Origin of the sequence: Vibrio lentus, assembly GCF_030409755.1 — a bacterium.
Taxonomy (GTDB): Bacteria; Pseudomonadota; Gammaproteobacteria; order Enterobacterales; family Vibrionaceae; genus Vibrio; species Vibrio lentus.
This window is the reverse complement of record NZ_JAUFQE010000002.1, coordinates 2,655,115-2,676,754: the sequence shown is the minus strand read 5'-3', so window position 1 is coordinate 2,676,754 and position 21,640 is coordinate 2,655,115. Positions and strand designations below refer to the sequence as shown.

The 21,640-nt window shown below is 44.9% G+C and carries 25 protein-coding genes and 1 riboswitch; of the genes, 11 read left to right on the top strand and 14 right to left on the bottom strand.

Features of this window, described 5'->3' with window-relative positions; translation table 11 throughout:
- Nucleotides 1–29 precede the first annotated feature (29 nt).
- Together QWZ07_RS20435 and QWZ07_RS20430 are read left to right on the top strand one after the other, a co-directional pair.
- On the top strand, nt 30–386 hold the full coding sequence (locus QWZ07_RS20435; RefSeq protein ID WP_192853922.1) for a gamma-glutamylcyclotransferase family protein: 357 nt from the start codon (nt 30–32) through the stop codon (nt 384–386).
- 81 nt (nt 387–467) lie between these two features.
- Nucleotides 468–824, top strand: coding sequence for a DUF2799 domain-containing protein (locus QWZ07_RS20430; protein ID WP_065112004.1), 357 nt, complete (start codon nt 468–470; stop codon nt 822–824).
- Between the two features lie 77 nt (nt 825–901).
- On the opposite strand, the gene fbp is transcribed toward QWZ07_RS20430, so the two are convergent.
- On the bottom strand, nt 902–1,912 hold the full coding sequence (gene fbp / locus QWZ07_RS20425) for a class 1 fructose-bisphosphatase (RefSeq protein WP_017107754.1): 1,011 nt from the start codon (nt 1,910–1,912) through the stop codon (nt 902–904).
- A 270-nt stretch (nt 1,913–2,182) separates the two neighbouring features.
- Here fbp and mpl point away from each other — a divergent pair, with 270 nt between their 5' ends.
- From mpl to thiQ, 5 genes are all read left to right on the top strand, one after another.
- Nucleotides 2,183–3,565: a UDP-N-acetylmuramate:L-alanyl-gamma-D-glutamyl-meso-diaminopimelate ligase gene (gene mpl / locus QWZ07_RS20420; protein WP_192853923.1), complete on the top strand. Its 1,383-nt coding sequence runs from the start codon at nt 2,183–2,185 to the stop codon at nt 3,563–3,565.
- A 13-nt stretch (nt 3,566–3,578) separates the two neighbouring features.
- Complete coding sequence (locus QWZ07_RS20415; protein WP_016787846.1) at nt 3,579–4,202, top strand: flavin prenyltransferase UbiX; 624 nt, start codon at nt 3,579–3,581, stop codon at nt 4,200–4,202.
- Between the two features lie 43 nt (nt 4,203–4,245).
- Nucleotides 4,246–4,365: riboswitch (TPP riboswitch) on the top strand.
- 53 nt (nt 4,366–4,418) lie between these two features.
- On the top strand, nt 4,419–5,411 hold the full coding sequence (gene thiB, locus QWZ07_RS20410; protein ID WP_017110576.1) for a thiamine ABC transporter substrate binding subunit: 993 nt from the start codon (nt 4,419–4,421) through the stop codon (nt 5,409–5,411).
- 65 nt (nt 5,412–5,476) lie between these two features.
- Entirely contained in the window at nt 5,477–7,090 is a 1,614-nt protein-coding gene (thiP, locus tag QWZ07_RS20405) for a thiamine/thiamine pyrophosphate ABC transporter permease ThiP (protein ID WP_192853924.1), read from the top strand.
- Nucleotides 7,090–7,794, top strand: a complete 705-nt coding sequence (thiQ, locus tag QWZ07_RS20400; RefSeq protein ID WP_065112000.1) for a thiamine ABC transporter ATP-binding protein — start codon at nt 7,090–7,092, stop codon at nt 7,792–7,794. The genes thiP and thiQ overlap by 1 nt, the downstream gene beginning before the upstream one ends.
- Nucleotides 7,795–7,903: 109 nt before the next feature.
- Here the strand turns inward: thiQ and yjgA are convergent, their stop codons facing one another.
- Nucleotides 7,904–8,428, bottom strand: a complete 525-nt coding sequence (yjgA, locus tag QWZ07_RS20395; RefSeq protein WP_017110573.1) for a ribosome biogenesis factor YjgA — start codon at nt 8,426–8,428, stop codon at nt 7,904–7,906.
- Nucleotides 8,429–8,546: 118 nt separating this feature from the next.
- Between yjgA and pmbA the strand changes: the two genes are divergently transcribed.
- Nucleotides 8,547–9,890: a metalloprotease PmbA gene (gene pmbA / locus QWZ07_RS20390; protein ID WP_099165089.1), complete on the top strand. Its 1,344-nt coding sequence runs from the start codon at nt 8,547–8,549 to the stop codon at nt 9,888–9,890.
- An 89-nt stretch (nt 9,891–9,979) separates the two neighbouring features.
- On the opposite strand, the gene mgtE is transcribed toward pmbA, so the two are convergent.
- From mgtE to QWZ07_RS20330, 12 genes are all read right to left on the bottom strand, one after another.
- The gene (gene mgtE, locus QWZ07_RS20385; protein WP_192853925.1) at nt 9,980–11,335 is read right to left on the bottom strand and encodes a magnesium transporter; all 1,356 of its coding nucleotides are present in this window, start codon (nt 11,333–11,335) and stop codon (nt 9,980–9,982) included.
- A gap of 148 nt (nt 11,336–11,483) precedes the next feature.
- The gene (locus QWZ07_RS20380; protein ID WP_017110571.1) at nt 11,484–11,759 is read right to left on the bottom strand and encodes an HPr family phosphocarrier protein; all 276 of its coding nucleotides are present in this window, start codon (nt 11,757–11,759) and stop codon (nt 11,484–11,486) included.
- A gap of 2 nt (nt 11,760–11,761) precedes the next feature.
- Nucleotides 11,762–12,631, bottom strand: a complete 870-nt coding sequence (gene rapZ, locus QWZ07_RS20375) for an RNase adapter RapZ (RefSeq protein WP_017110570.1) — start codon at nt 12,629–12,631, stop codon at nt 11,762–11,764.
- A 1-nt stretch (nt 12,632) separates the two neighbouring features.
- The gene (gene ptsN, locus QWZ07_RS20370; protein WP_017107765.1) at nt 12,633–13,094 is read right to left on the bottom strand and encodes a PTS IIA-like nitrogen regulatory protein PtsN; all 462 of its coding nucleotides are present in this window, start codon (nt 13,092–13,094) and stop codon (nt 12,633–12,635) included.
- Nucleotide 13,095: 1 nt separating this feature from the next.
- Nucleotides 13,096–13,383, bottom strand: coding sequence for a ribosome hibernation promoting factor (gene hpf / locus QWZ07_RS20365; protein ID WP_017107766.1), 288 nt, complete (start codon nt 13,381–13,383; stop codon nt 13,096–13,098).
- Nucleotides 13,384–13,440: 57 nt separating this feature from the next.
- The gene (locus QWZ07_RS20360) at nt 13,441–14,901 is read right to left on the bottom strand and encodes an RNA polymerase factor sigma-54 (RefSeq protein WP_017110568.1); all 1,461 of its coding nucleotides are present in this window, start codon (nt 14,899–14,901) and stop codon (nt 13,441–13,443) included.
- A gap of 54 nt (nt 14,902–14,955) precedes the next feature.
- Nucleotides 14,956–15,681, bottom strand: a complete 726-nt coding sequence (lptB, locus tag QWZ07_RS20355) for an LPS export ABC transporter ATP-binding protein (protein WP_017107768.1) — start codon at nt 15,679–15,681, stop codon at nt 14,956–14,958.
- 2 nt (nt 15,682–15,683) lie between these two features.
- Nucleotides 15,684–16,178: a lipopolysaccharide transport periplasmic protein LptA gene (lptA, locus tag QWZ07_RS20350; RefSeq protein ID WP_017107769.1), complete on the bottom strand. Its 495-nt coding sequence runs from the start codon at nt 16,176–16,178 to the stop codon at nt 15,684–15,686.
- Nucleotides 16,159–16,722, bottom strand: a complete 564-nt coding sequence (gene lptC, locus QWZ07_RS20345) for an LPS export ABC transporter periplasmic protein LptC (RefSeq protein ID WP_065104181.1) — start codon at nt 16,720–16,722, stop codon at nt 16,159–16,161. Before lptC ends, lptA begins: the two co-directional genes overlap by 20 nt.
- Entirely contained in the window at nt 16,719–17,276 is a 558-nt protein-coding gene (gene kdsC, locus QWZ07_RS20340; RefSeq protein ID WP_017107771.1) for a 3-deoxy-manno-octulosonate-8-phosphatase KdsC, read from the bottom strand. The genes lptC and kdsC overlap by 4 nt, the downstream gene beginning before the upstream one ends.
- Nucleotides 17,276–18,247, bottom strand: a complete 972-nt coding sequence (gene kdsD / locus QWZ07_RS20335) for an arabinose-5-phosphate isomerase KdsD (RefSeq protein ID WP_065104180.1) — start codon at nt 18,245–18,247, stop codon at nt 17,276–17,278. Before kdsD ends, kdsC begins: the two co-directional genes overlap by 1 nt.
- A gap of 34 nt (nt 18,248–18,281) precedes the next feature.
- Nucleotides 18,282–19,247, bottom strand: coding sequence for a calcium/sodium antiporter (locus tag QWZ07_RS20330; RefSeq protein WP_017107773.1), 966 nt, complete (start codon nt 19,245–19,247; stop codon nt 18,282–18,284).
- A gap of 262 nt (nt 19,248–19,509) precedes the next feature.
- On the opposite strand from QWZ07_RS20330, the gene mlaF reads away from it, so the two are divergent.
- Genes mlaF through mlaD form a run of 3 tightly spaced genes read left to right on the top strand, consistent with a single transcriptional unit; the run spans nt 19,510 to nt 21,579 of the window.
- Entirely contained in the window at nt 19,510–20,304 is a 795-nt protein-coding gene (mlaF, locus tag QWZ07_RS20325) for a phospholipid ABC transporter ATP-binding protein MlaF (protein WP_192853926.1), read from the top strand.
- 1 nt (nt 20,305) lies between these two features.
- The gene (mlaE, locus tag QWZ07_RS20320; RefSeq protein ID WP_020477255.1) at nt 20,306–21,085 is read left to right on the top strand and encodes a lipid asymmetry maintenance ABC transporter permease subunit MlaE; all 780 of its coding nucleotides are present in this window, start codon (nt 20,306–20,308) and stop codon (nt 21,083–21,085) included.
- Between the two features lie 2 nt (nt 21,086–21,087).
- Nucleotides 21,088–21,579 carry an outer membrane lipid asymmetry maintenance protein MlaD gene (gene mlaD / locus QWZ07_RS20315; RefSeq protein WP_065104177.1) on the top strand — a complete coding sequence of 164 codons (492 nt, stop codon included), beginning with the start codon at nt 21,088–21,090 and terminating at the stop codon, nt 21,577–21,579.
- Nucleotides 21,580–21,640: the final 61 nt, after the last annotated feature.

Genomic DNA, 21,640 nt, shown 5'->3' with positions numbered 1-21,640 from the left:
TAAAAGTATGAAGGGCTTGTGGAGGGTTTATGCAGCATCTTGTGTTCGTCTATGGCACGTTGAGAGAAGGCCAGTCTAATCACCACTATTTGCAGCATTGTGAGTTGTTGGGGCGCTTTGATACACCAGAGTCGTTTACTCTTTTTGATTTAGGTGCCTATCCGGCGATGATTTTTGGAAAGAAAAGTGTCGCTGGCGAGGTCTATATCATTAACGACGAAATTTTGGAGTCGCTCGATCGGCTAGAAGATGTCCCTGTTGAGTATCGTCGCGAGCAAATAGAGACTATATTTGGATTAGCATGGGTATATTTGTATCAGCTTGATCTAACAGCTAATAAAGAAATACTTTCGGGTGACTGGTGTAAGCGGAACAACCCGCTATAGTGAATGAACTACTGGAAGCATTCTGACGTAATAGCTAAAAGTCTCAATGTACGAGCTAGTCTTTTCCATCAGGAGGAAATTATGAAATATATATTATTGGTGCTATCAGTAATGCTATTTGGTTGTGCGCAAACTCCGCCACCAACATCAATGAACACGACCGATTGGCAGAGCTTTGGCGAAGAAATGGCGCTGAAAGGAAAAACCAAACAGACTGAAGCAAGTTTGGCTGAAGCCGCGTCTTCACCATCAATTGATGCAAACTTGTATGCCGCTTATGGCCAAGGTTACGAAGTGGGTAAAACTCAGTATTGTTCTCAGAATCCAAGAGCGCTAGGGCGTCGTGGTGAAACCTATCTTGGAATTTGTGATGACATCGATAAATGGTTCCGCTTCAACTATGAACGAGGTGCTGAATCGAAATTTGATGTTCGATAATTCAATGAATAAACAAAAAGCCAGCATGTGAATGCTGGCTTTTTTAATGGTGTTATTTTGAGAAATAAACGAGAGGATTAGTCTTGGTTAAGCTCAAGAAATTCTTCTACCTTACGAACCATGTCTGTTGAGCCAACAAAGAAAGGTACACGTTGGTGTAACTCTGTTGGTTTGATATCCATGATACGTTGAACACCGTCTGAAGCGATACCACCAGCCTGTTCCATAAGGAAAGCAATTGGGTTGCACTCATAAAGCAAACGCAACTTACCTTGAGGGTGGCTTTGTGTACTTGGGTATAAGTAGATGCCGCCTTTTAGCAGGTTACGGTGGAAATCTGATACTAGAGAACCAATGTAACGAGAAGTATAAGGGCGGTTGTCACTCGGCTCATCTTCTTGGCAGTACTTGATGTACTTTTTAACACCCGTTGGGAAGCGGAAGTAGTTACCTTCGTTGATCGAGTAAATCTTGCCTTCATCAGGGATCATCATGTTTTCATGAGATAGACAGAAGGTACCCAGTGATGGGTCGTAGGTGAAACCATTTACACCAGCACCTGTTGTGTAAACAAGCATGGTTGAAGAACCGTAAATTACGTAACCCGCGGCAACTTGCTTGTGCCCAGGTTGTAGGAAATCTTCTTGTGTTGGCGGAGTACCAATCGGTGATACTCGACGGTAGATAGAGAAGATTGTACCAACCGATACATTCACATCGATGTTTGAAGAACCATCAAGTGGATCCATCAGCACGACGTATTTTGCGTTTTTGTTGAGCTCTTTATTGAAGGCAACGGCTTCGTCTTCTTCTTCACTCGCAACACCACAAACTTGGTCTCGGGCTTCAAGTGCAGCTTTAAACTTGTCGTTCGCGTATAGGTCTAGCTTTTGTTGCTCTTCACCTTGAACGTTGTCTGTACCAACAGCGCCAGTAATGTCGACAAGACCTGCTTTGTTAATTTCGCGGTTAACAATTTTCGCAGCAAGACGAATTGATGACAAAAGGGATGATAGATCACCGCTTGCATGGGGGAAGTCATTTTGTTTTGCAACAATGAATTCACCAAGGGTGCGCATCTCAGACATGTTATTTCCTTAAACTTCTCTGAATATTAGGGGGGATTTGAGCACTGTAGAATTAGCCTCTTATATGGGCTTTATTCATCTAGACGCTTACCTAAATTCTAAAGGTTAGATCTTTTTAATGGTAATGAACTAAGCGACACAGATCTCACTTACTATGTCGACTAAATTTGTTTTGCATTGTGGCTCGCTTTTAATCGCCATTTAATGATAATGAGTGCAAGTAGTTTGATTTAGACATGGCTCATTTAGCCAAGCGTTTGGAAGCAATATATGCATATTCATATCTTAGGAATTTGTGGCACCTTCATGGGTGGTGCTGCGGTATTGGCTCGTCAATTAGGTCACAAGGTTACTGGTAGTGACGCGAATGTTTATCCTCCAATGAGCACCTTGTTGGAGTCTCAGGGGATTGAGATTATTGAAGGGTTCGACCCGAGCCAATTAGAACCAAGACCTGACTTAGTAGTCATTGGCAATGCGATGAGCCGTGGTAACCCGTGTGTTGAGTATGTATTGGATAACAACCTTAGATACACTTCAGGGCCGCAGTGGTTGCAAGAGTTCTTGTTGCATGACCGTTGGGTTCTGGCGGTATCTGGAACGCATGGTAAGACAACAACATCGAGCATGCTGGCTTGGATCCTTGAAGACTGCGGTTACGCGCCGGGCTTTCTTGTTGGTGGTGTGTTGGGTAACTTTGGTATCTCTGCTCGCCTTGGTGAAAGCATGTTCTTCGTGGTTGAAGCTGACGAATACGACAGCGCTTTCTTCGATAAGCGATCTAAGTTTGTTCATTACCACCCAAGAACGTTAGTGATGAACAATCTCGAATTCGATCATGCAGATATCTTTGATGATCTTGAGGCAATCAAGCGACAGTTCCATCATTTGGTTCGCACTGTACCAAGTAATGGCCGTATTTTCTCACCGAAGCAAGACACCGCGATCCAAGATGTGTTATCTCGTGGCTGCTGGAGTGAAACTGAGTCGAGTGGTGAACTCGGTGATTGGGATGCCAAGAAACTGGTTAAAGACGGCTCTAAATTTGAGGTGTACTTCCAAGGTGAATGTGTTGGAACCGTAGATTGGGATTTGGTTGGCGATCATAACGTCAACAATGCTTTGATGGCGATTGCGGCGGCAAGGCATGTTGGTGTCACACCTGACTTAGGGTGCGAATCACTGGCGACGTTCATTAATACCAAGCGTCGCTTAGAGTTTAAAGGCGAAGTGGCAGGCGTTTCTGTCTATGACGATTTTGCTCATCACCCTACAGCGATTGAACTTACGCTGGGCGGCTTACGTAATAAGGTCGACACAAAGAAAATCATTGCCGTTTTAGAGCCGCGTTCTGCCACCATGAAGCGTGGTGTGCACAAAGAAACCTTGGCTGATTCGCTCAAGCAGGCGGATTCTACCTACTTATTCCAACCGGATAACATTGATTGGTCTGTACAAGACGTGGCCGATGCGTGCCATCAACCCGCGCACGTTAGTGATGACATGGACGCATTCGTTGCTAGAATTGTCTCAGAGGCACAAGCGGGCGACCAAATCTTGGTAATGAGTAACGGTGGTTTTGGTGGTATTCACCAGAAACTGTTGGATGCGTTGGCACTCAGGGCTAACGGCATCCAAGCCCCTATAATTTGAAGTAATTGAGAACATGACAAAACACGATAAAGCTATAACCCTCGCTTTCACTGGCGCATCTGGTGCGCCTTACGGACTGCGTTTACTTGAATGCCTATTGGCGGCAGATTATCAGGTCTATTTGCTGATATCGTCGGCAGCGCGAGTGGTGTTGGCGACTGAGCATGAACTTAAGTTACCTGCTGGGCCTGACGCAGCGAAACAAGCTTTGGTTAAGCATTTAGGTTGCGACCCAGAAAAGCTGGTGGTGTGTGGCAAAGATGACTGGTTCTCACCGGTTGCCTCTGGTTCTGCAGCACCGAAGCAGATGGTGGTGTGTCCATGTTCTGCGGGAAGCTTAGCTTCAATTGCTCATGGTCTATCAGATAACCTGATTGAGCGAGCTGCTGATGTGGTTATGAAAGAGCGAGGCCAGCTGCTGTTGGTGGTTCGTGAGACGCCATTTTCTACGCTGCATCTAGAGAACATGCACAAACTCTCGACCATGGGCGTAACGATCATGCCTGCGGCTCCGGGTTTTTATCACCAACCTAAGTCGATCGAAGATCTGGTCGATTTTATGGTGGCGCGTATTTTGGATCATCTTGGTATTGAGCAAGGTTTAGTGCCACGTTGGGGTTACGATCAACGTAATTGATCCAAACTTGATAGCTTATTGTTAAAATTCGAATTACAATTCTGAACACTCATCGGGGAGCTAACCATTCAAATAATGAATGCGAGCTGAGATCAAGCAAGTGCTTGGGACCCGTAAACCTGAACCAGATAATGCTGGCGTAGGAATTGAGTTAGGAACAACTTCTACCGTTCTCCTCCCTCAAACCTGTGCCGCTCAGACCATGGAGAGCGTCCAGTGAAATTCACATTAACAACCCTTGCTGTTACTACAGCCATCTCTTTTTCTGCCGTTGCTGCAGACAATACTCTAACTGTATATACCTATGATTCTTTTGCTGCGGATTGGGGCCCTCGTCCTGCCGTTGAAAAAGCATTCGAAGAAAAGTGTGGCTGTGATGTGAATTTTGTCGCGCTAGAAGATGGCGTGTCTATTCTTAACCGCTTGCGTCTTGAAGGTGGTAACAGCAAAGCAGACATCGTGTTAGGCCTAGATAATAATCTAATGGCTGAAGCGAAAGCGACAGGCTTATTAGCTGAGCACAGTGTTGATACGTCATCAGTGACACTTCCTAACGGTTGGAACGACAGCACCTTTGTTCCTTATGATTTTGGTTACTTTGCGTTTATCTATAACAAAGAGAAATTAGCAAACCCGCCTAAGAGTTTGAAAGAATTGGTCGAGCAGCGTGATGACCTCAAGGTTATCTACCAAGACCCACGTACATCAACACCAGGCCAAGGCATGATGCTTTGGATGAAGTCGGTTTACGGTGATGAAGCAACTGCAGCATGGAAGAAACTTGCTCAGAAAACGGTTACTGTGACTAAAGGCTGGTCTGAAGCTTACTCTATGTTTCTAGAAGGAGAGTCTGATTTAGTGTTGTCTTACACAACTTCTCCGGCTTATCACATCATTGCAGAAAGTGATTCTAAGTACGCAGCTGCAAGCTTTGAAGAAGGTCATTACACTCAAGTTGAAGTGGCAGCCAAGGTAAAAGGTAGCAAGAACGAGAAACTTGCTGATGAGTTTATGGCGTTTATTCTAAGTGACGAATTCCAATCAGCAATGCCAACGGGCAACTGGATGTACCCAGTGACTGACATCGAACTACCAAAAGGGTTCGAGCAGTTAACGGTACCGCAGAAAGCTCTGAGCTTTACGCCTGAAGAAATTGCCGCTAAGCGTAAGCCTTGGATTCGCGAATGGCAGAGTGCGCTTACTTTTTAACGTCCTGTATTTAAAAGTTCGTTCGATATACTTTGAGCGAACTATTCACGGTAAAAAATCAATTTATGATAAAGAAAACACCTAAGGTCGGGATCTGGGTTGCGATACTCATTACCGCCTTCGTGGTTTCAGCAGTTGGGGCATTGCTTAGCAATGCCCCTTCTCTTGATATCAGCCAAGTATGGTCCGATCCTTACTATTGGCATGTAACGAAATTCAGTTTTTATCAAGCGATACTCTCAACTGTGCTGAGTGTTGGCTTTGCTATACCCGTTGCTCATGCTCTGTGTCGCAGGCAATTTTTTGGACGAGCTTTGTTGTTAAGACTGTTCGCGTCGACTTTGGTTCTGCCTGTGTTAGTCGGTGTCTTTGGCTTGCTTGCGATTTATGGTAACAGTGGCTGGTTAGCTAAATTTTTGGCTAACTTCGACATTGAATTGCCATTCTCGATTTATGGTTTGAATGGCATTTTGCTGGCGCACGTTTTCTTTAATCTGCCTTATGCTAGCCGTTTACTTTTACAAGCTTTGGATACCGTGCCTGCCGAGCAACACAAGCTGTGTGCTCATTTGGGCATGAGCCATTGGAATAAATTTAAATGGGTCGAATGGCCACGTTTAAGACAACAACTACCACATGTTTGTGGTTTAGTTTTCATGTTGTGCTTCACCAGCTTTGCTACCGTAATGGCTCTTGGTGGAGGCCCTAAATCGACCACGATTGAACTAGCCATCTATCAAGCGATTAAATTCGACTTTGACTTACAGGCTGGTGCGTTACTCGCAATATGGCAAATGCTACTGTGTGGTGTGTTAGCGGTGAGTATTCAGCGCCTGTCTAAGTCAATCTCTGTGACAGCCAGCCAGCTGTCGGAAGATAAATATTTGGTTAAGGACAGCTGGTGGTCAAAAGCTTGGGATAGCTTTTGGATCATCGTAGTCTCAATGCTGGTATTGCCGCCATTAGCCATGGTTATCTTTAGTGGTATTAACTCTCAAGCTTTGACGGTACTCAGCAGTGAACCGTTTTGGGCGGCGTTAATGACCTCAGTTCGTGTCGCTTCCTTGGCCAGTGTTATCGCCGTTTTTATTGGTATTGCGATACTGCTGACCAGTCGAGCATGGCGCTTGCAGAATAAGAATTTTCGAGCCGATAAAATCGAGCTGATTGGCACGATTATCTTAGTGACACCGGGGTTAGTGATCAGTACTGGCCTTTTCTTATTGCTGCGTTCATTTACCGATGTGTTCAGCTTGGCTTTCTTTATTGTGATTGCAGTAAACAGTTTGATGGCGCTGCCTTACGTGATTAAAACCTTGGCTCAACCTATGCTGCACCTGTCTCAGCAGTATCAGTATGTGTGTGCGAGCTTAGGGATGACCGGCTTTACGCGATTTAGGCTGGTGGAATGGCGAGCATTACGTAAACCTATGGCGCACGCATTCTCGATTAGCTTCATGCTTGCAATGGGAGATTTAAGTGCGATTGCCTTGTTTGGCAGTCATGATTTTAGAACACTACCTTTGTATCTATTCCAATTGCTAGGCAGCTATCAAATGGAAGCCGCCGCCGTTGTTTCGGTCAGTCTGCTGTTATTGAGTGTCGGCAGTTTTAGTCTGATAGAATTTTTATTTACTCGAAACTCAAAGCTAGATGCTAAAGGGTTAAGGAACCGATGATGTTAGTGATGAAAGATGTGGATTACCACTATCACCGAGAGTTGTTTAGTTTTGATTTTCAAGCAGAGCAGGGCGACATTGTTGCATTGATGGGGCCTAGTGGGGCGGGTAAATCAACACTGCTGGCACTGGTTGCTGGTTTTATTGAGCCGACATCGGGTGAGATCTCGGTAGCAGGGCAATCTTTGATAGGCAAAGAAGCACATCAACGCCCATTAGCTATGTTGTTCCAAGAGCATAACTTGTTTGCCCATCTCACCGTGCGTGAAAATATTGGTTTGGGGCTGCACCCAGGGTTAAAGCTTACGGCAACCCAAAAGCTTGAAGTTGAGCAAGCAGCCGCACAAGTTGGGGTCGCGGAGTATTTGGATAGATTGCCGGAGCATTTATCGGGCGGTCAACGTCAGCGTGTAGCGCTAGCTCGATGCTTCGTACAGCCACATGACATTTGGCTGCTTGATGAGCCCTTTTCGGCGCTTGATCCTTTGCTTCGTGAAGAGATGCTGAGCTTAGTGAAGCGATTAGCAGCAGAGCGAAACATTACTGTTTTGATGGTGACACACCACTTAGGTGATGCGCGCAGTATCGCAAACAAGTTTGTGTTTGTGGCACTGGGTAAGGTTTTAGTCGAAGACTCGATAGATGCGCTAACTGCCGATCACCCACAAGGCGAATTGAGTTCCTTTGTTCGAGCTGGAGAATAACGACTGAGTCCTGATATTGAATACTTCTTTATATTGAGAGCGTCAAATACAAAAAGACCTAGCATGTGCTAGGTCTTTTACTATCTTTCTGAGTAAAGGGAGGCAAAAATTAGTCGCCTAGCTTTAGCTCTTTTAAGATTTGGAAAATCTCACGAGAAGATTTTGCTGGCTTGTTCGCTGATTTCTCTTTGTTAGCTTGACGAGCTAGCTGACGAAGACGTTGACGGTCTGCTTCAGGGTACATATCCATCACGTCTGAAATGGCAGCATCGCCTTCAGCAACAACGCGGTCACGCAGTTGCTCTAGTTTGTGCAGTTCAACTGTTGCTTGAGAGTGTTTGTTGCGAATCTTATCTAAAGCCGCTTGAATCGGCTCTGGATCTACATTACGCATTACTTTACCAATGTATTGAAGCTGACGGCGCTTTGCTTCATTTTTAAAGCGCTGTGCATCTTTAATCGCTAAAGCCAGATCTTCAGACAAAGGAAACTTATCAAGAATAGAAGGCTTTAGTTCAACAAGCTCTTCTCCCAGCTTTTGCAGGGCGTCCATGTCCGTTTTCATTTCAGTCTTACTTACCCAGATGATTTCTTCTTCTGGTTCCCATGGGGCTTTTTGGTTTTTGCGAGCCATCTTTTCTGCCTATGTCACTATCTCAAACGAATATATTGCCTATTTTAGCAAGAATCTTGGGGAGAAAGCGAAATTCTTGTTATCCTACGTAATATTGACCTAAAAAATTAGAATAGATATGGATGTAAAACAGCAAGTCGCCCAGCAAAGAGTTGAGCTAGAAGCCGCAGTAGCTAAAGCGTTGGATATGGCATCAGTGAGTGCAGACGCAGCTGAGGTCGCTATTACTAAGTCAACGGGTTTAAGTGTTTCAACACGTATGTGTGAAGTGGAAAACGTTGAATTTAATAGTGATGGTGCTCTAGGCATTACTGTTTATCGCGGCCAGAAGAAAGGCAGCGCATCTACATCTGATCTGAGCGAGAAGGCGATTGCTCAAACCGTCGCAGCCGCGCTTGATATTGCTCAATACACTTCTGAAGACCCGTTTGCAGGTCCAGCACCTAAAGAATATATGGTGAAAGAAATTCCTGATTTGGATCTTTTTCACCCTGATGAGCCGAACCCTGACTATGCCGCTGAGATTGCGATTGCTGCCGAAAGACAAGCACTCGCGTACAGCGACAAGATCAAACAAAGTGATGGCGCAAGCTACGACAGCCATTATGGCGTTAAGGTTTATGGTAATAGCCACGGTTTACTAGCCAGCTTCGCATCAAGCCGTCATAGCACAAGCTGTTGTGTGATTGGTGAAGGTGCTAATGGCGAAATGGAACGTGATTACAGCTACACCGTTGCACGTCACCGTGATGAGCTTTGGACGCCTGAGCGTGTTGGTCAAGAAGCCGCAGAAAAGACTGTAAGCCGTTTGGATGCGAAGAAGCTTCCAACAGGTCAATACCCAATCATGTTCGCTAACGACGTCGCTACAGGACTAATTGGCCACCTTGTGATGGCAATTAGCGGTGGCAACCTTTACCGCAAGTCTTCGTTCTTACTGGATCACCTAGGTCAGAAAATCCTACCAGATTGGTTCAATATCTCTGAGCGTCCGCATATCTTACGTGGTTTGGCTTCAAGTCCGTTCGACAGCGAAGGTGTTTACACTCAAGATCGTGAAATTATCACGGATGGTGTGTTAGCAACTTACCTTCTGACTAGCTATGCTGCTCGTAAGATGGAAATGACACCGACAGGTCATGCGGGTGGTATCCATAACTGGTTCGTTAAATCTACCGGTCAAAACTTTGAGCAAATGCTAAAAGAATTAGGCACAGGTTTCCTTGTGACTGAAGTGATGGGGCAAGGTGTGAATACCGTGACTGGTGATTACTCTCGTGGCGCAGCAGGTTTCTGGGTTGAGAATGGAGAGATCCAATACCCAGTGTCGGAAGTGACGATCGCGGGCAATCTAAAAGACATGTTCACTCAGATTGTAGCGGTAGGTAACGACGTTGAAACGCGTTCGCAAATTCAAACCGGTTCTATCTTGCTTGAGTCGATGAAAGTCGCAGGCGAGTAATTCAATTAAAGCTAATCTGATGAATTAAAAAGGGAGCTGATAGCTCCCTTTTTGTTTTTCGCCAAAAGTTGGCTAGCTGCTTTTGCTAACTAGATCAGTATGGTCGCTAAGCCTAAGAACACCGATAGGCCAATAACATCGGTTACAGTGGTCAATGCCATACCGCCAGCAAGGGCTGGGTCGATATTCATCTTCTTCAGCATCACTGGAATGGTTACACCTGCAATACCTGCGACAATCAAGTTCGTCATCATCGCTGCTGAGATAATGCCTCCCAAGATCCAATTGCCTTTCCAAGCTACGACTATACCGCCAATGATAACGGCCCATAGAATGCCGTTAAGGAAGCCGATAGAGGCTTCTTTGAGTAGTAGTTCGCGTTTGTTACTGTCACCGATGTGACCAAGTGCTAAACCACGAATGACCAGAGCGACGGTTTGGTTACCAGCAACACCGCCCATGGACGGTACGATGGTCATCAAAACAGCGATGGCTGCCATCTCATTCAGTGTCGCTTCAAACATGTTAGACACAGACGCTGCGGCGAGTGCTGCTAAAACATTTGCGCCTAACCAGACACTACGACGACGTGCGGATTTTACGACCGGAGCGAAGGTATCTTCGTCATCGTCCATACCCGCCATGCTCATCATCGAGTGTTCGGCATCCTCACGAATGACATCAACCACATCATCGATCGTGATACGACCGACAAGATGTTGATTTACATCGACAACAGGAGCTGACACCCAGTTACGACGTTCGAATAGACTGGTGATATCAGAGGCACTGGTTTCAACCGCGATAGCTTCGTCTGCATCTTCCATCACTTCGGAAACCGCAACATCGGGTTGCGTCGTAATCAGTGTGCTGAGCGATAGGTTACCTATCAGGCGTTCGTCGTCGTCAATAACATACAATGCATCGGTAGCGTCTGGTAATTCACCACGCATACGTAAATAACGCAGGACGACCTCAACATCGACATCACCACGGATCGTGATTACGTCGGTGTTCATTAACGCACCCGCTGAATCTTCTGGGTACGATAGTGCTGTTTCAACTAAGGCACGATCAACGGAGTCCATTTGAGAAAGGACTTCGCGAGAAACATCGTCGGGTAGGCTTCGAAGTACGTACGCGACGTCATCGGTCTCCATACCTTCGGTTGCTTCTGCCAAGGTTTCTGGTGCCATTTTCGACACAAGAGCATCTTTGACGTCTTCGTTTAGCTCATCAAGAATTTCACCGTAGTCTTCAGGATCGGTGAGTTGCCAGAGTACATCACGACTTTTGCGAGGGGAGGCTTCTAAAAGGTGTGCAATATCTTCAGGCTCCATGTCCTGAAGTAGTCGGCGTACGTGAACAAATCGGCCGTTTTCTAGGGCTTCGCTGACTTCTTGGAGGGTTTGGTGAGCTTGGTCGAATTCTAATTGCTCTGCCATATTTTCCTCCTATCTCATTATTCTAACAATGCTTGGAATAGTAACTTAATTCTGGGGCTTATTTAAATCATAAACTTAGTTAGAACTAAGATTTAATCGTGTCCGGAAGTTGCTCCGGACTATTGGGTATTTAGAGCAGTGCTTTGAGCTACTCGCCCTCATCAAACTTGTCTTCAATTAAATGGCAGACAGCATCCAAGGCTTGTTGCGAATCAGTACCCGCGGCTTGAATGGTGATATGTTGGCCTTGCGCTGATTCCAGCATGAGAAGCCCCATAACACTGTCAGCTGTCGCGACTTTGTCTTCTTCACTGTGGATAGTGATAGTGGCATCAAAGCTTTGTGCGAGTTCAACTAACTTTACCGCCGCTCTAGCATGAAGACCCAAACGATTTTGGATCAGTACAGTTCGAGTTAATTCCATGGTTAAACCTGCTGTTGTTTCTCTAGGGAGGCGTGTCTAATTTGAACTTGGTGTCCAAGTTGGTCGAAGTACTCACCAATTTTCTGCGTTAAATACACTGAGCGATGTTTGCCACCGGTACAACCAATCGCGACCGTTAGGTAGCTGCGATTGTTCTTCTCTAACATCGGTAACCACTGCTCAACAAAGCCTTGGATCTGCTGTTTGAGTTCAAGCACTTCAGAGTGTTTTTCTAGAAAAGAATGGATAGGCGCATCAAGCCCAGTCAATGGTCGAAGCGCCGGCTCCCAGTGAGGGTTTGGCAAGAAACGAACATCAAACACATAGTCAGCGTCACTGGGTAGACCATATTTAAAACCGAAAGATTGAAAGACAATGATTAACTCTTGCTTCTCTTTTCCTTCAACTTTAAATCGAACCTTTTCACTTAACTCGTAAAGATTGCAGTCACTGCTATCAATGACGATGCAAGCTTGCTCTGCGAGAGGTGTCAGAAGGGTTTTCTCTAAGTCGATAGCTTGTTCAAGTGATAACTTGTCTTGGCCAATCGAAAGAGGGTGGATTCGGCGTGTTTCGCTGTAGCGTTTCAGTAGCGTCTGCTTGCTCGCATCTAGGAACAGCACATTGACGTCGATGTCGGTTGCAGATTCTAGCTGTTCTAGCGTATCTGTGACTAACTTCGGCTCTTTCGGCAGGTTACGGATATCAATGCTGACAGCAACGTTCTGATTGATTTCGCGAACTGATTCGACAAAGTCGCTGAGTAGATTTACTGGTAGGTTATCAACACAGTAATACCCCAAGTCTTCAAGGACTCGTAGCGCAACACTTTTACCGGCCCCAGATTGGCCACTAACAACGATTAATCGCATGCTATTGCTCGCAAGTTGGCACTTGAATCATGATGTCGTAAAGCTCTTGATCACTCTGAGCATTACGCAACTGTTTAAGGGTCTGCTTATCGTTAAGTCGTTCTGCCATACAAGAAAGGGTTTTTAGATGTTCTTTACATTGTTCACTAGGAACAAGCAGAGCAAATAATAGGTCGACAGGACGGTTATCAATCGCATCAAATTCGATGGGTTCTTGGCATTGCAGTAATACAGCAATCGCTTTATCACTGACATTCATACGAGCATGCGGAATAGCGATGCCATTGCCGATGCCAGTACTGCCCATCTTTTCACGGCTCAACATGCACTCAAACAGTTCTGTTGAATCTTGACCGCAGCTTTCAGCGGCGATTTGACTGATGAGCTCAAGGGCTCTTTTTTTGCTTGTGCATTGGACAGCACTTTTGGTGCAGTCCAATGAAAGTACTTCGCTTAATTGCATGTTAGTGACTACTTAGCTTTTCTTTGTGTTTGTTGAGTTGGCGAACGAGTTTATCAACCAATGAATCAATCGCAGCATACATACTTTCATCTGTTGCTGCTGCATGAATTTCGCCTTGATTTATATGAAGGGTCGCTTCTGCAATCTGATTGATTTTCTCAACTTTTAAAACAACTTGAATACTATTGATATGGTCAAAAAAGCGTTCAAGTTTGTCGAATTTGGTGTGAACATAGTCTTGCATTGAATCGGTAAGATCAACGTGATGGCCTTGAATATTGATTTGCATAGACTTTCCTTTTCAGTTGGTTGCCTGATATATCACTTAAATAGCTAACTAAATAAGCTACAGCAGACGTTTACGCTGACTCGATGGGGCAATGCCCAGAGACTCACGGTATTTCGCTATCGTACGTCTAGCTACCTGAATTCCTTGGTCAGCCAGTAAAGCAGCAATCTTACTATCACTGAGAGGTTTAGCGGTATTTTCAGCCGCGACAAGCTTCTTAATGAGCGCGCGAATTGCTGTCGATGAACATTCACCGCCATTGTCAGTACTGACATGGCTAGAGAAAAAGTATTTGAGTTCAAATATGCCACGAGGGGTGTGCATGAATTTCTGAGTCGTTACACGAGAAATAGTCGACTCGTGCATGTCGACGGCTAAAGCCACATCATTCAGTACCATCGGCTTCATGGCTTCTGCGCCATGTTCGAAGAAACCGCGTTGATGTTCAACAATACATCGTGCAACTTTGAGTAGCGTCTCATTTCGGCTTTCTAGGCTCTTAATTAACCATTTCGCTTCTTGCAAATTTGAGCGGATGTATTGGTTATCGGCGCTATTACCTTTGCTACCTAAGTCAGCGTATTGCTGATTTACTTTTAGTTTAGGCACGCTGTCGGGATTAATGGTCACTAACCATTTACCCAGATCTTTGAATACTGATACGTCGGGAACGACATATTCAGTTTCGTCTGGGGTTATCTTACTGCCAGGACGAGGGTCCAGTTGTTGAATGAGCTGCAAAACTTCACGTAGCTCTGCTTCTTTCAACTTAGTCTCTTTGATGACCAGTTTGTAATCACGATTACCGAGTTGATCGATATGGCTAGTAAGTACTAACTTAGCTTCGTTGAGCCAAGGCGTGTCTTGAGGGAACGTTGCCAGTTGCAGTAACAAACAATCTTGTAGGTTCACTGAACAAACACCGAGTGGGTCAAATTGCTGAACTCGCTTGCGGACGGCTTCAATCTCATCAAGCTCTACTTCTTCGCTATCGAAGTTTTCAAGGATGTCTTCACAAGATACGGTGAGGTAGCCATAGTCATCAATGGCATCAATCAGCGCGAAAGCAATGCTTCTGTCAGTTTCAGAGAATGGTGTTAGGTCGAGTTGCCAAAGTAGGTAGTCGTGTAGGCTTTGAGTTGTTTCACCTTGATAGACGGGCATATCGTCGTCAATGGCAATACCCGTATTTCCGGTATTTGCGCTATAAACGTCTTCCCAAGTGGTATCGATTTCTAGTTCGTTGCCAATCTCTGATTTTTCGATTAATTCGGAGCTATCAGGTAAGTCCGGTTCTGCGGTTTCAACTGTTTCTTTCTCGTCACTGCTAGGTTTCTCTTCTGATGTAGGCGTTTCTTCATTGCCTTCTTCGACATCGAGTAGTGGGTTGGATTCTAGTGCTTCTTGAATCTCTTGCTGCAAATCTAATGTAGACAATTGCAACAAACGGATCGCTTGCTGCAATTGAGGAGTCATTGCTAACTGTTGGCCTAGCTTAAGTTGTAATGAGGGTTTCATTCAGTGGTACTTACCTAGTTATTATTCTAAGAACTCTCGATACTCTCTATATAATCATAGACGGAATTGTTCGCCTAGATAAACTTGTTTAACTTGTTCGTTATTGAGAACATCTTCAGGAGTACCCTCTGCAATCAGGTGTCCTTGACTCACAATGTAAGCTTTTTCACACACGTCCAATGTTTCGCGAACGTTGTGGTCGGTAATCAAAACGCCTAAGCCGCGATCGCGTAGGTGAACGATGATTTTCTTGATATCAATAACCGAGATTGGGTCAACACCAGCAAACGGTTCATCCAATAGAATAAACTGAGGATTGGCTGCCAGTGCGCGGGCAATCTCAACACGACGGCGCTCACCACCCGACAGAGCCATACCATTACTGGTTCGGATATGTTGGATATGGAACTCTTCAAGCAGGTCTTCTAGCTTATCCTGACGCTGTTCGTGAGTCAGCTCATCACGCGTTTGTAAAACGGCCATGATGTTATTCTCAACTGACAACTTACGGAAAATCGACGCTTCTTGAGGCAGGTAACCAATACCAAGGCGTGAACGACTGTGCATTGGCAAGATACTGATATCGAGGTCATCAATGCTGATAGTGCCTTCATCACGCGCAACTAAGCCAACAATCATATAGAAAGATGTGGTTTTACCTGCGCCGTTGGGCCCAAGTAATCCTACGATCTGGCCTGACTCTACCTGTAAGCTTACGTCGGTCACGACTTTACGCTTGCTGTATGTTTTCGCTAGGTTCTTTGCTGTAAGTACTGCCATGATTATTTGTTCACTTCAGTAGGTTGTAAAACCGTTGATACACGTTTGTTCTCACCACTGTCAGCGACTAATTTTTGAGAGCCGATCTGGTAAGTGATTTTAGAACCACGAATGATGCTGCCATCTTGAGATAGCATTGCATTCTTAGTCATGATCAATCTGTCAGCAACAAGCTGGTAATGTAAGTCGTCAGCTTCGCCGTAGAGTGTCTTCCCGTCGTCAGTAAGCTGAGAGAAGGTTGCGGGCTTGCCGAAGCCTTGAATTTCTTCAATTTCACCGTTGACTGCGTTTCGAGTAACAATCACTTTATCAGCATTGATATTGATGCTGCCCTGCTTAAGAACAACATCGCCGATGAATGTGACTTTGTTGCTTTTCATATCCAGCTGCTGACTGTCTGAATCAATGTAGACAGGCTGCTCGCTATCCGAAGATAGGGCGTATACGCTCGGCGCAGCAAAGGCAAAAGCAAGTAAACTAAGGGGTAAGAGTTTCATATCTACCTTGAACAGAATTAAAGAGGGTTGCATTGTTGGTACCGAAGTTACCCTTCATTGCTTGTCCCTCAGTTTCAAAAAATGTACCGATCATATGGACCGGAGTATCTGAATAAAAATCTCGGCTAGTGAGCTCAACAACCATTTTATCAGTTGTCATGGTATCGAAGCTCGCTTCTGGCAATAGGTTCTTGGCTACAACGTTATCATAAAAAGTGACGACTTGATTTTCATCCATGATCGCGCGATCAGCGGTCACTTGCCATTCAATCGTATGTCCTTCACGGAAAACTGAGAGAACCGGGTTTTGAAAATGTGTATCACCAACAACGGAGTAGTGTTCCAAGTAGGTTGATTCAACCTGGTAGCTACGAATACCGCTTTCGTCATAACTGATGTTATCTAAACTTTTGCCACTAAAAGCCGGCAGCTCTAAATTTGGAGCTACTTGTATCGTTGATTGCTGCTCTTTGTCGAACAAGTAATAGGTCGACCAAGAAGCAATAAATATGAGTATTAAATAGATAATACGAGTAAAACTCATATGCTTAAACCTTTATGCATGTCGAGTTCATTTCTTGCTTGTAGGATAAGGTCGCACACTTCGCGCACCGCACCATGACCACCTTTAATGGTTGTTACGTAATTCGCTCGTCTAGCAAGCAGTGGGTGACCATCTGCCACACATACCTTCAAGCCAACTTTTTCCATCACTGGCCAATCGATCAGATCGTCACCGATGTAACCCGTATTGATTGGGTCTACAGAAAGCTTATCGCAAATATCTTGGTAGGCTTTAACTTTATCATCTTGACCTTGGTAGATAAGTTTAATACCAAGAGCCGTCATACGGTTCTCAACAATTTGAGATTTACGACCGGTGATGATCGCGATTTCAATGCCTGCGTTCATCAGTGATTTAATGCCGTAACCATCACGAGTGTGGAATGTTTTCAGTTCTTCGCCGTTGTTGCCCATGTAGATGCGACCATCTGAGAATACACCATCAACATCGCAAATCAGTAGTTTGATATCTTTTGCCAATTCGAATACGGCTGCGTCTGCTGTGCCATATAAAGTTTCTACTGTGTTTGTCATTACATTACTCCTGCTTTGAGTAAGTCATGCATATTGAGGGCACCGACGAGCTTGCCTTCATGACATAACATCAAGCCATTAATGCTTTTTGCTTGCATCAGATTTAAGCCTTCAACCGCGAGCATATTTGGCTCTGCTACGGTTGGGTTTTGTGTCATTACATCGCCGATCTGCGTGCTATGAATATCAACGCGCTTGTCTAGGATACGACGTAAATCACCGTCGGTAAAAATACCTGCCATTTGACCGTCATCGCCAACAACCGCGGTCATACCGAGACCTTTCTGCGATATCTCTAGTAGAGCATCTCTGACTAGGGCGTTAGGTGCAACGACAGGAAGTGCATCACCTGTGTGCATGATATCTTCAAGCTTCAATAATAGTTGTCGACCCAAAGCGCCGCCAGGGTGAGACAAAGCAAAATCTTGCGCAGTAAAGCCTCTGGCTTGTAAAAGTGCGACGGCTAATGCATCACCCATCACCAAGGTTGCCGTGGTGCTGGTTGTTGGCGCAAGCCCTAATGGACACGCTTCTTCTGGCACGGATATTTGCAAATGAATATCAGATAACGTCGCCATGTTTGAAGCTGGCTTACCAGTCATGCTGATGATCTTGATGTTCAAACGCTTCAGGACTGGGAATAGGCTCAGGATCTCACCTGATTCACCCGAGTTGGATATCGCTATCACAACATCACCAGCTCCGATCATGCCTAGATCACCGTGTGCGGCTTCCCCAGGGTGTACGAAGAAAGCGGATGTACCTGTACTTGCCAATGTTGCTGCTATTTTGTTACCGATGTGACCAGATTTCCCCATGCCCATCACAACCACTTTTCCTTTGTTGTTCAGGATAAGGTCGCAAGCTTTGCAAAAATCATCATTAAAATATTGGTCTAATTGAGTAAGACCTGCAACTTCGGTTTCTAAAACTTGCTTTGCAACACTGCGATAATCGAATGACTGAGACATCAAATACTCCAAGTACGGGAAGTTAAATCAATAATTAAGCTGACATGTTCATTAGTAGGTAACTTTGATACGCCACAAACGTCACAATCAATACGCCACCTTCAATACGATTCACACTGCGAGATTTACCGAGTGCCATTACAACAAGCAGTAGCGATACGCCTAGCATTACCCAGAAATCACGACCCATCGCAAATTCACTCAAGATTGATGGATTTAAGATGCCCGGAATACCCATAACCGCGAGAATGTTGAATACGTTTGAACCGATGATATTACCCACGGCCATGTCATCTTCACCCTTCATTACACCAGCAAGAGAGGCTGCAAGTTCAGGTAGGCTAGTGCCAACGGCAATGATGGTTAAACCAATTACAAGGTCGCTCATGCCAAAGAACTTCGCGATAACAACCGCGTTATCAACCAACATATTGGCAGCGAGAGGCAGAACAATTAGACCAACCACAACCCACATTGCGGCTTTAGGGTTGCTTACGCCTTCAGGAACTTCAGATTCTTGCTCTTCAAGAAAGGCATCACCATTCTTTTTCTCACTGCGGCTGATTTGTAGCATTGCGAATAAGAATGCGGCAAAAAGAACAAACAACAACACGCCTTCGTAGAACCCTAAATGGTTGTCCCACAGCAAAGCGCCTGCAAGTAGAGTGACACCAATCATCAATGGTAGTTCACGGCGAATCACACCAGAGCTGATAGATAGTGGCTTAATAAGCGCTGTAATACCTAAAATCAGAGCGATGTTAGCGATGTTAGAACCTAAAACGTTACCAACTGCTGTATCTGTTTTTCCGTCGAGAGCAGCTGTTGCTGAAACCATCATTTCTGGCGCAGAAGATCCCATTGCAAGAATCGTCATACCGATAACTAAAGGTGAAATACCGAAGTTGCGGGCAAGAGCAGCGGCTCCATAAACCAGTTTATCTGCACTCCACACCAAAAAACCTAGACCGATAATGAGAAACGCAATCGCTTCAAGCATGATGATTCCTAAAAATTAATAAAAAACGGAGAATTAACCGCTAATTTTGACTTGTTGATAGATAAAAGGGAAGTCACTCTACAAATTAATTCCGGGTTAGTGGTAAAGAAATGTACCCGAAAGGTGAATTTTTCAATGCTTTCAAATCCCTGCCTGTCTTTTTGTTTTGTGTAATTAATCGAACAGTGCTTTTAATTCTAAAGTAGACTCATTATTATTACAGCCATAATTGATGTTTTTTAGAGCAAGGAAACAACAGGTTATGTTGAATACTGAGCTTGTGAAGGTTAAAAATCTCAGCTTCTCTCGAGGCGAGCGAGTTATCTTTGATGATATTAGCTTAGAGGTACCTCAAGGCAAAATTACTGCAATCATGGGACCGTCTGGGATTGGTAAAACCACCTTACTCCGTTTGATTGGCGGTCAACTGCCTCCAGATGCTGGGGAAGTGTGGTTTGATGGCGATAATATCCCTGCATTGTCACGTCGTAAGTTATACCAAGCCCGTAAAAAAATGAGCATGCTTTTTCAATCGGGTGCACTTTTTACGGATCTCAATGTCTTTGATAACGTGGCATTCCCCCTTCGAGAACATACTGAGCTTAACGAGAAATTCATTCGTACTGTGGTTTTGCTTAAACTTGAAGCGGTAGGGTTGCGTGGTGCGGCTCAATTGATGCCGAGTGAGTTATCCGGTGGCATGGCAAGACGAGCGGCGTTGGCTCGTGCGATTGCTTTGGATCCGGAACTGATTATGTATGATGAGCCTTTTGTTGGCCAAGACCCAATCACCATGGGTGTTTTAGTTGAGCTTATTCGCAATCTGAATCAAGCCTTGGGTTTAACCTCGATTGTCGTTTCTCACGATGTTCCAGAAGTGATGAGTATTGCTGATTGGGTTTACCTAATGGCTGATAGTAAAATTATTGCTGCTGGATCTCCCGAAGAACTGTACAACAATGACGATCCAAGAGTGCAGCAATTTTTGCTGGGTGATGCGGATGGCCCTGTGCCGTTTCGGTTCCCGGCAAAGAGTCTAGAAAAGGATTTGTTTTAATATGATTGCGAAAACTATTGCGGGTGTCGGCAAACGAACACTTGCGATCTGCGAGTCATTTGGTCGAGCAAGCCTGATGTTATTTGGCGCCTTGTTTGGCGTCCCGAGACTAAAAAACTTCCCTTTATTAGTTAAACAACTTTATAGCGTTGGCGTTCAGTCACTAGCTATTATTTTGGTTTCGGGTCTGTTTATTGGCATGGTACTTAGCCTACAGGGTTATGTCGTATTAATTGATTACGGTGCTGAAGGTAACCTTGGGCAGATGGTCGCGCTGTCGTTGCTACGTGAACTCGGCCCTGTGGTAACCGCGCTTTTATTTGCTGGGCGTGCTGGTTCTGCGTTAACGGCTGAAATTGGCTTAATGAAAGCGACGGAGCAGATCTCTAGCCTTGAAATGATGGCCGTTGATCCTCTTAAACGCATTATTGCACCACGACTTTGGGCTGGGCTTATCTCTATGCCATTGCTTGCGATGATCTTTATGGCGGTAGGTATTTGGGGCGGTCAGCTAGTGGGTGTTGATTGGAAAGGCATCGACCACGGTAGCTTTTGGTCTGCGATGCAATCTTCTGTTGAGCTGGGTCGAGATATTGGCAACAGCATGATCAAATGTATGGTCTTCGCTATCACCGTAACGTGGATCGCGCTTTTCAATGGTTATGATGCAGTACCGACCTCTGAAGGTATTAGTCAAGCAACCACACGCACTGTAGTGCACTCTTCTCTAGCGGTATTAGGGCTAGATTTTGTTCTTACCGCATTGATGTTTGGGAATTAATCATGCAACAAACTCGAAAATTAGAATTATGGGTCGGCACCTTTGTTATTGCCGGAATTTGCGCAATCTTAATCATGATCTTTCAAGTCGCTGACGTAAAAGGTCTAGGTTCAAACCATACTTACAACTTAAAAGCGACCTTTGACAACATTGGTAGCCTGAAAGTTCGCTCTCCGGTAAAGGTGGGTGGCGTGGTTGTTGGCCGAGTTCAGAGCATTCAGCTTGATACTGAAAGCTATCTCCCTGTGGTTGAACTGTCTATTGATGCGAAGTACTCACAATTTCCTGATACCTCTAGTGCTCAAATTTTAACGTCTGGTTTAATTGGTGAGCAGTACATCAGCCTTGTTCCGGGCTTCATTTTTGAAGATGAAGAGATGTTGGTTGATGGTGACTCGATTGAAGACACCAAATCAGCATTAGTGCTCGAAGATTTGATAGGCCAAGTGCTGTATAGCGTTGGCGGTTCTGATGATAATGAAGCTAAGGAGTAGTCTCATGTTAAAGACGAATAGCCTATTGAAAAAATGGTTTATAACAGCGGTTGCTTTGCTG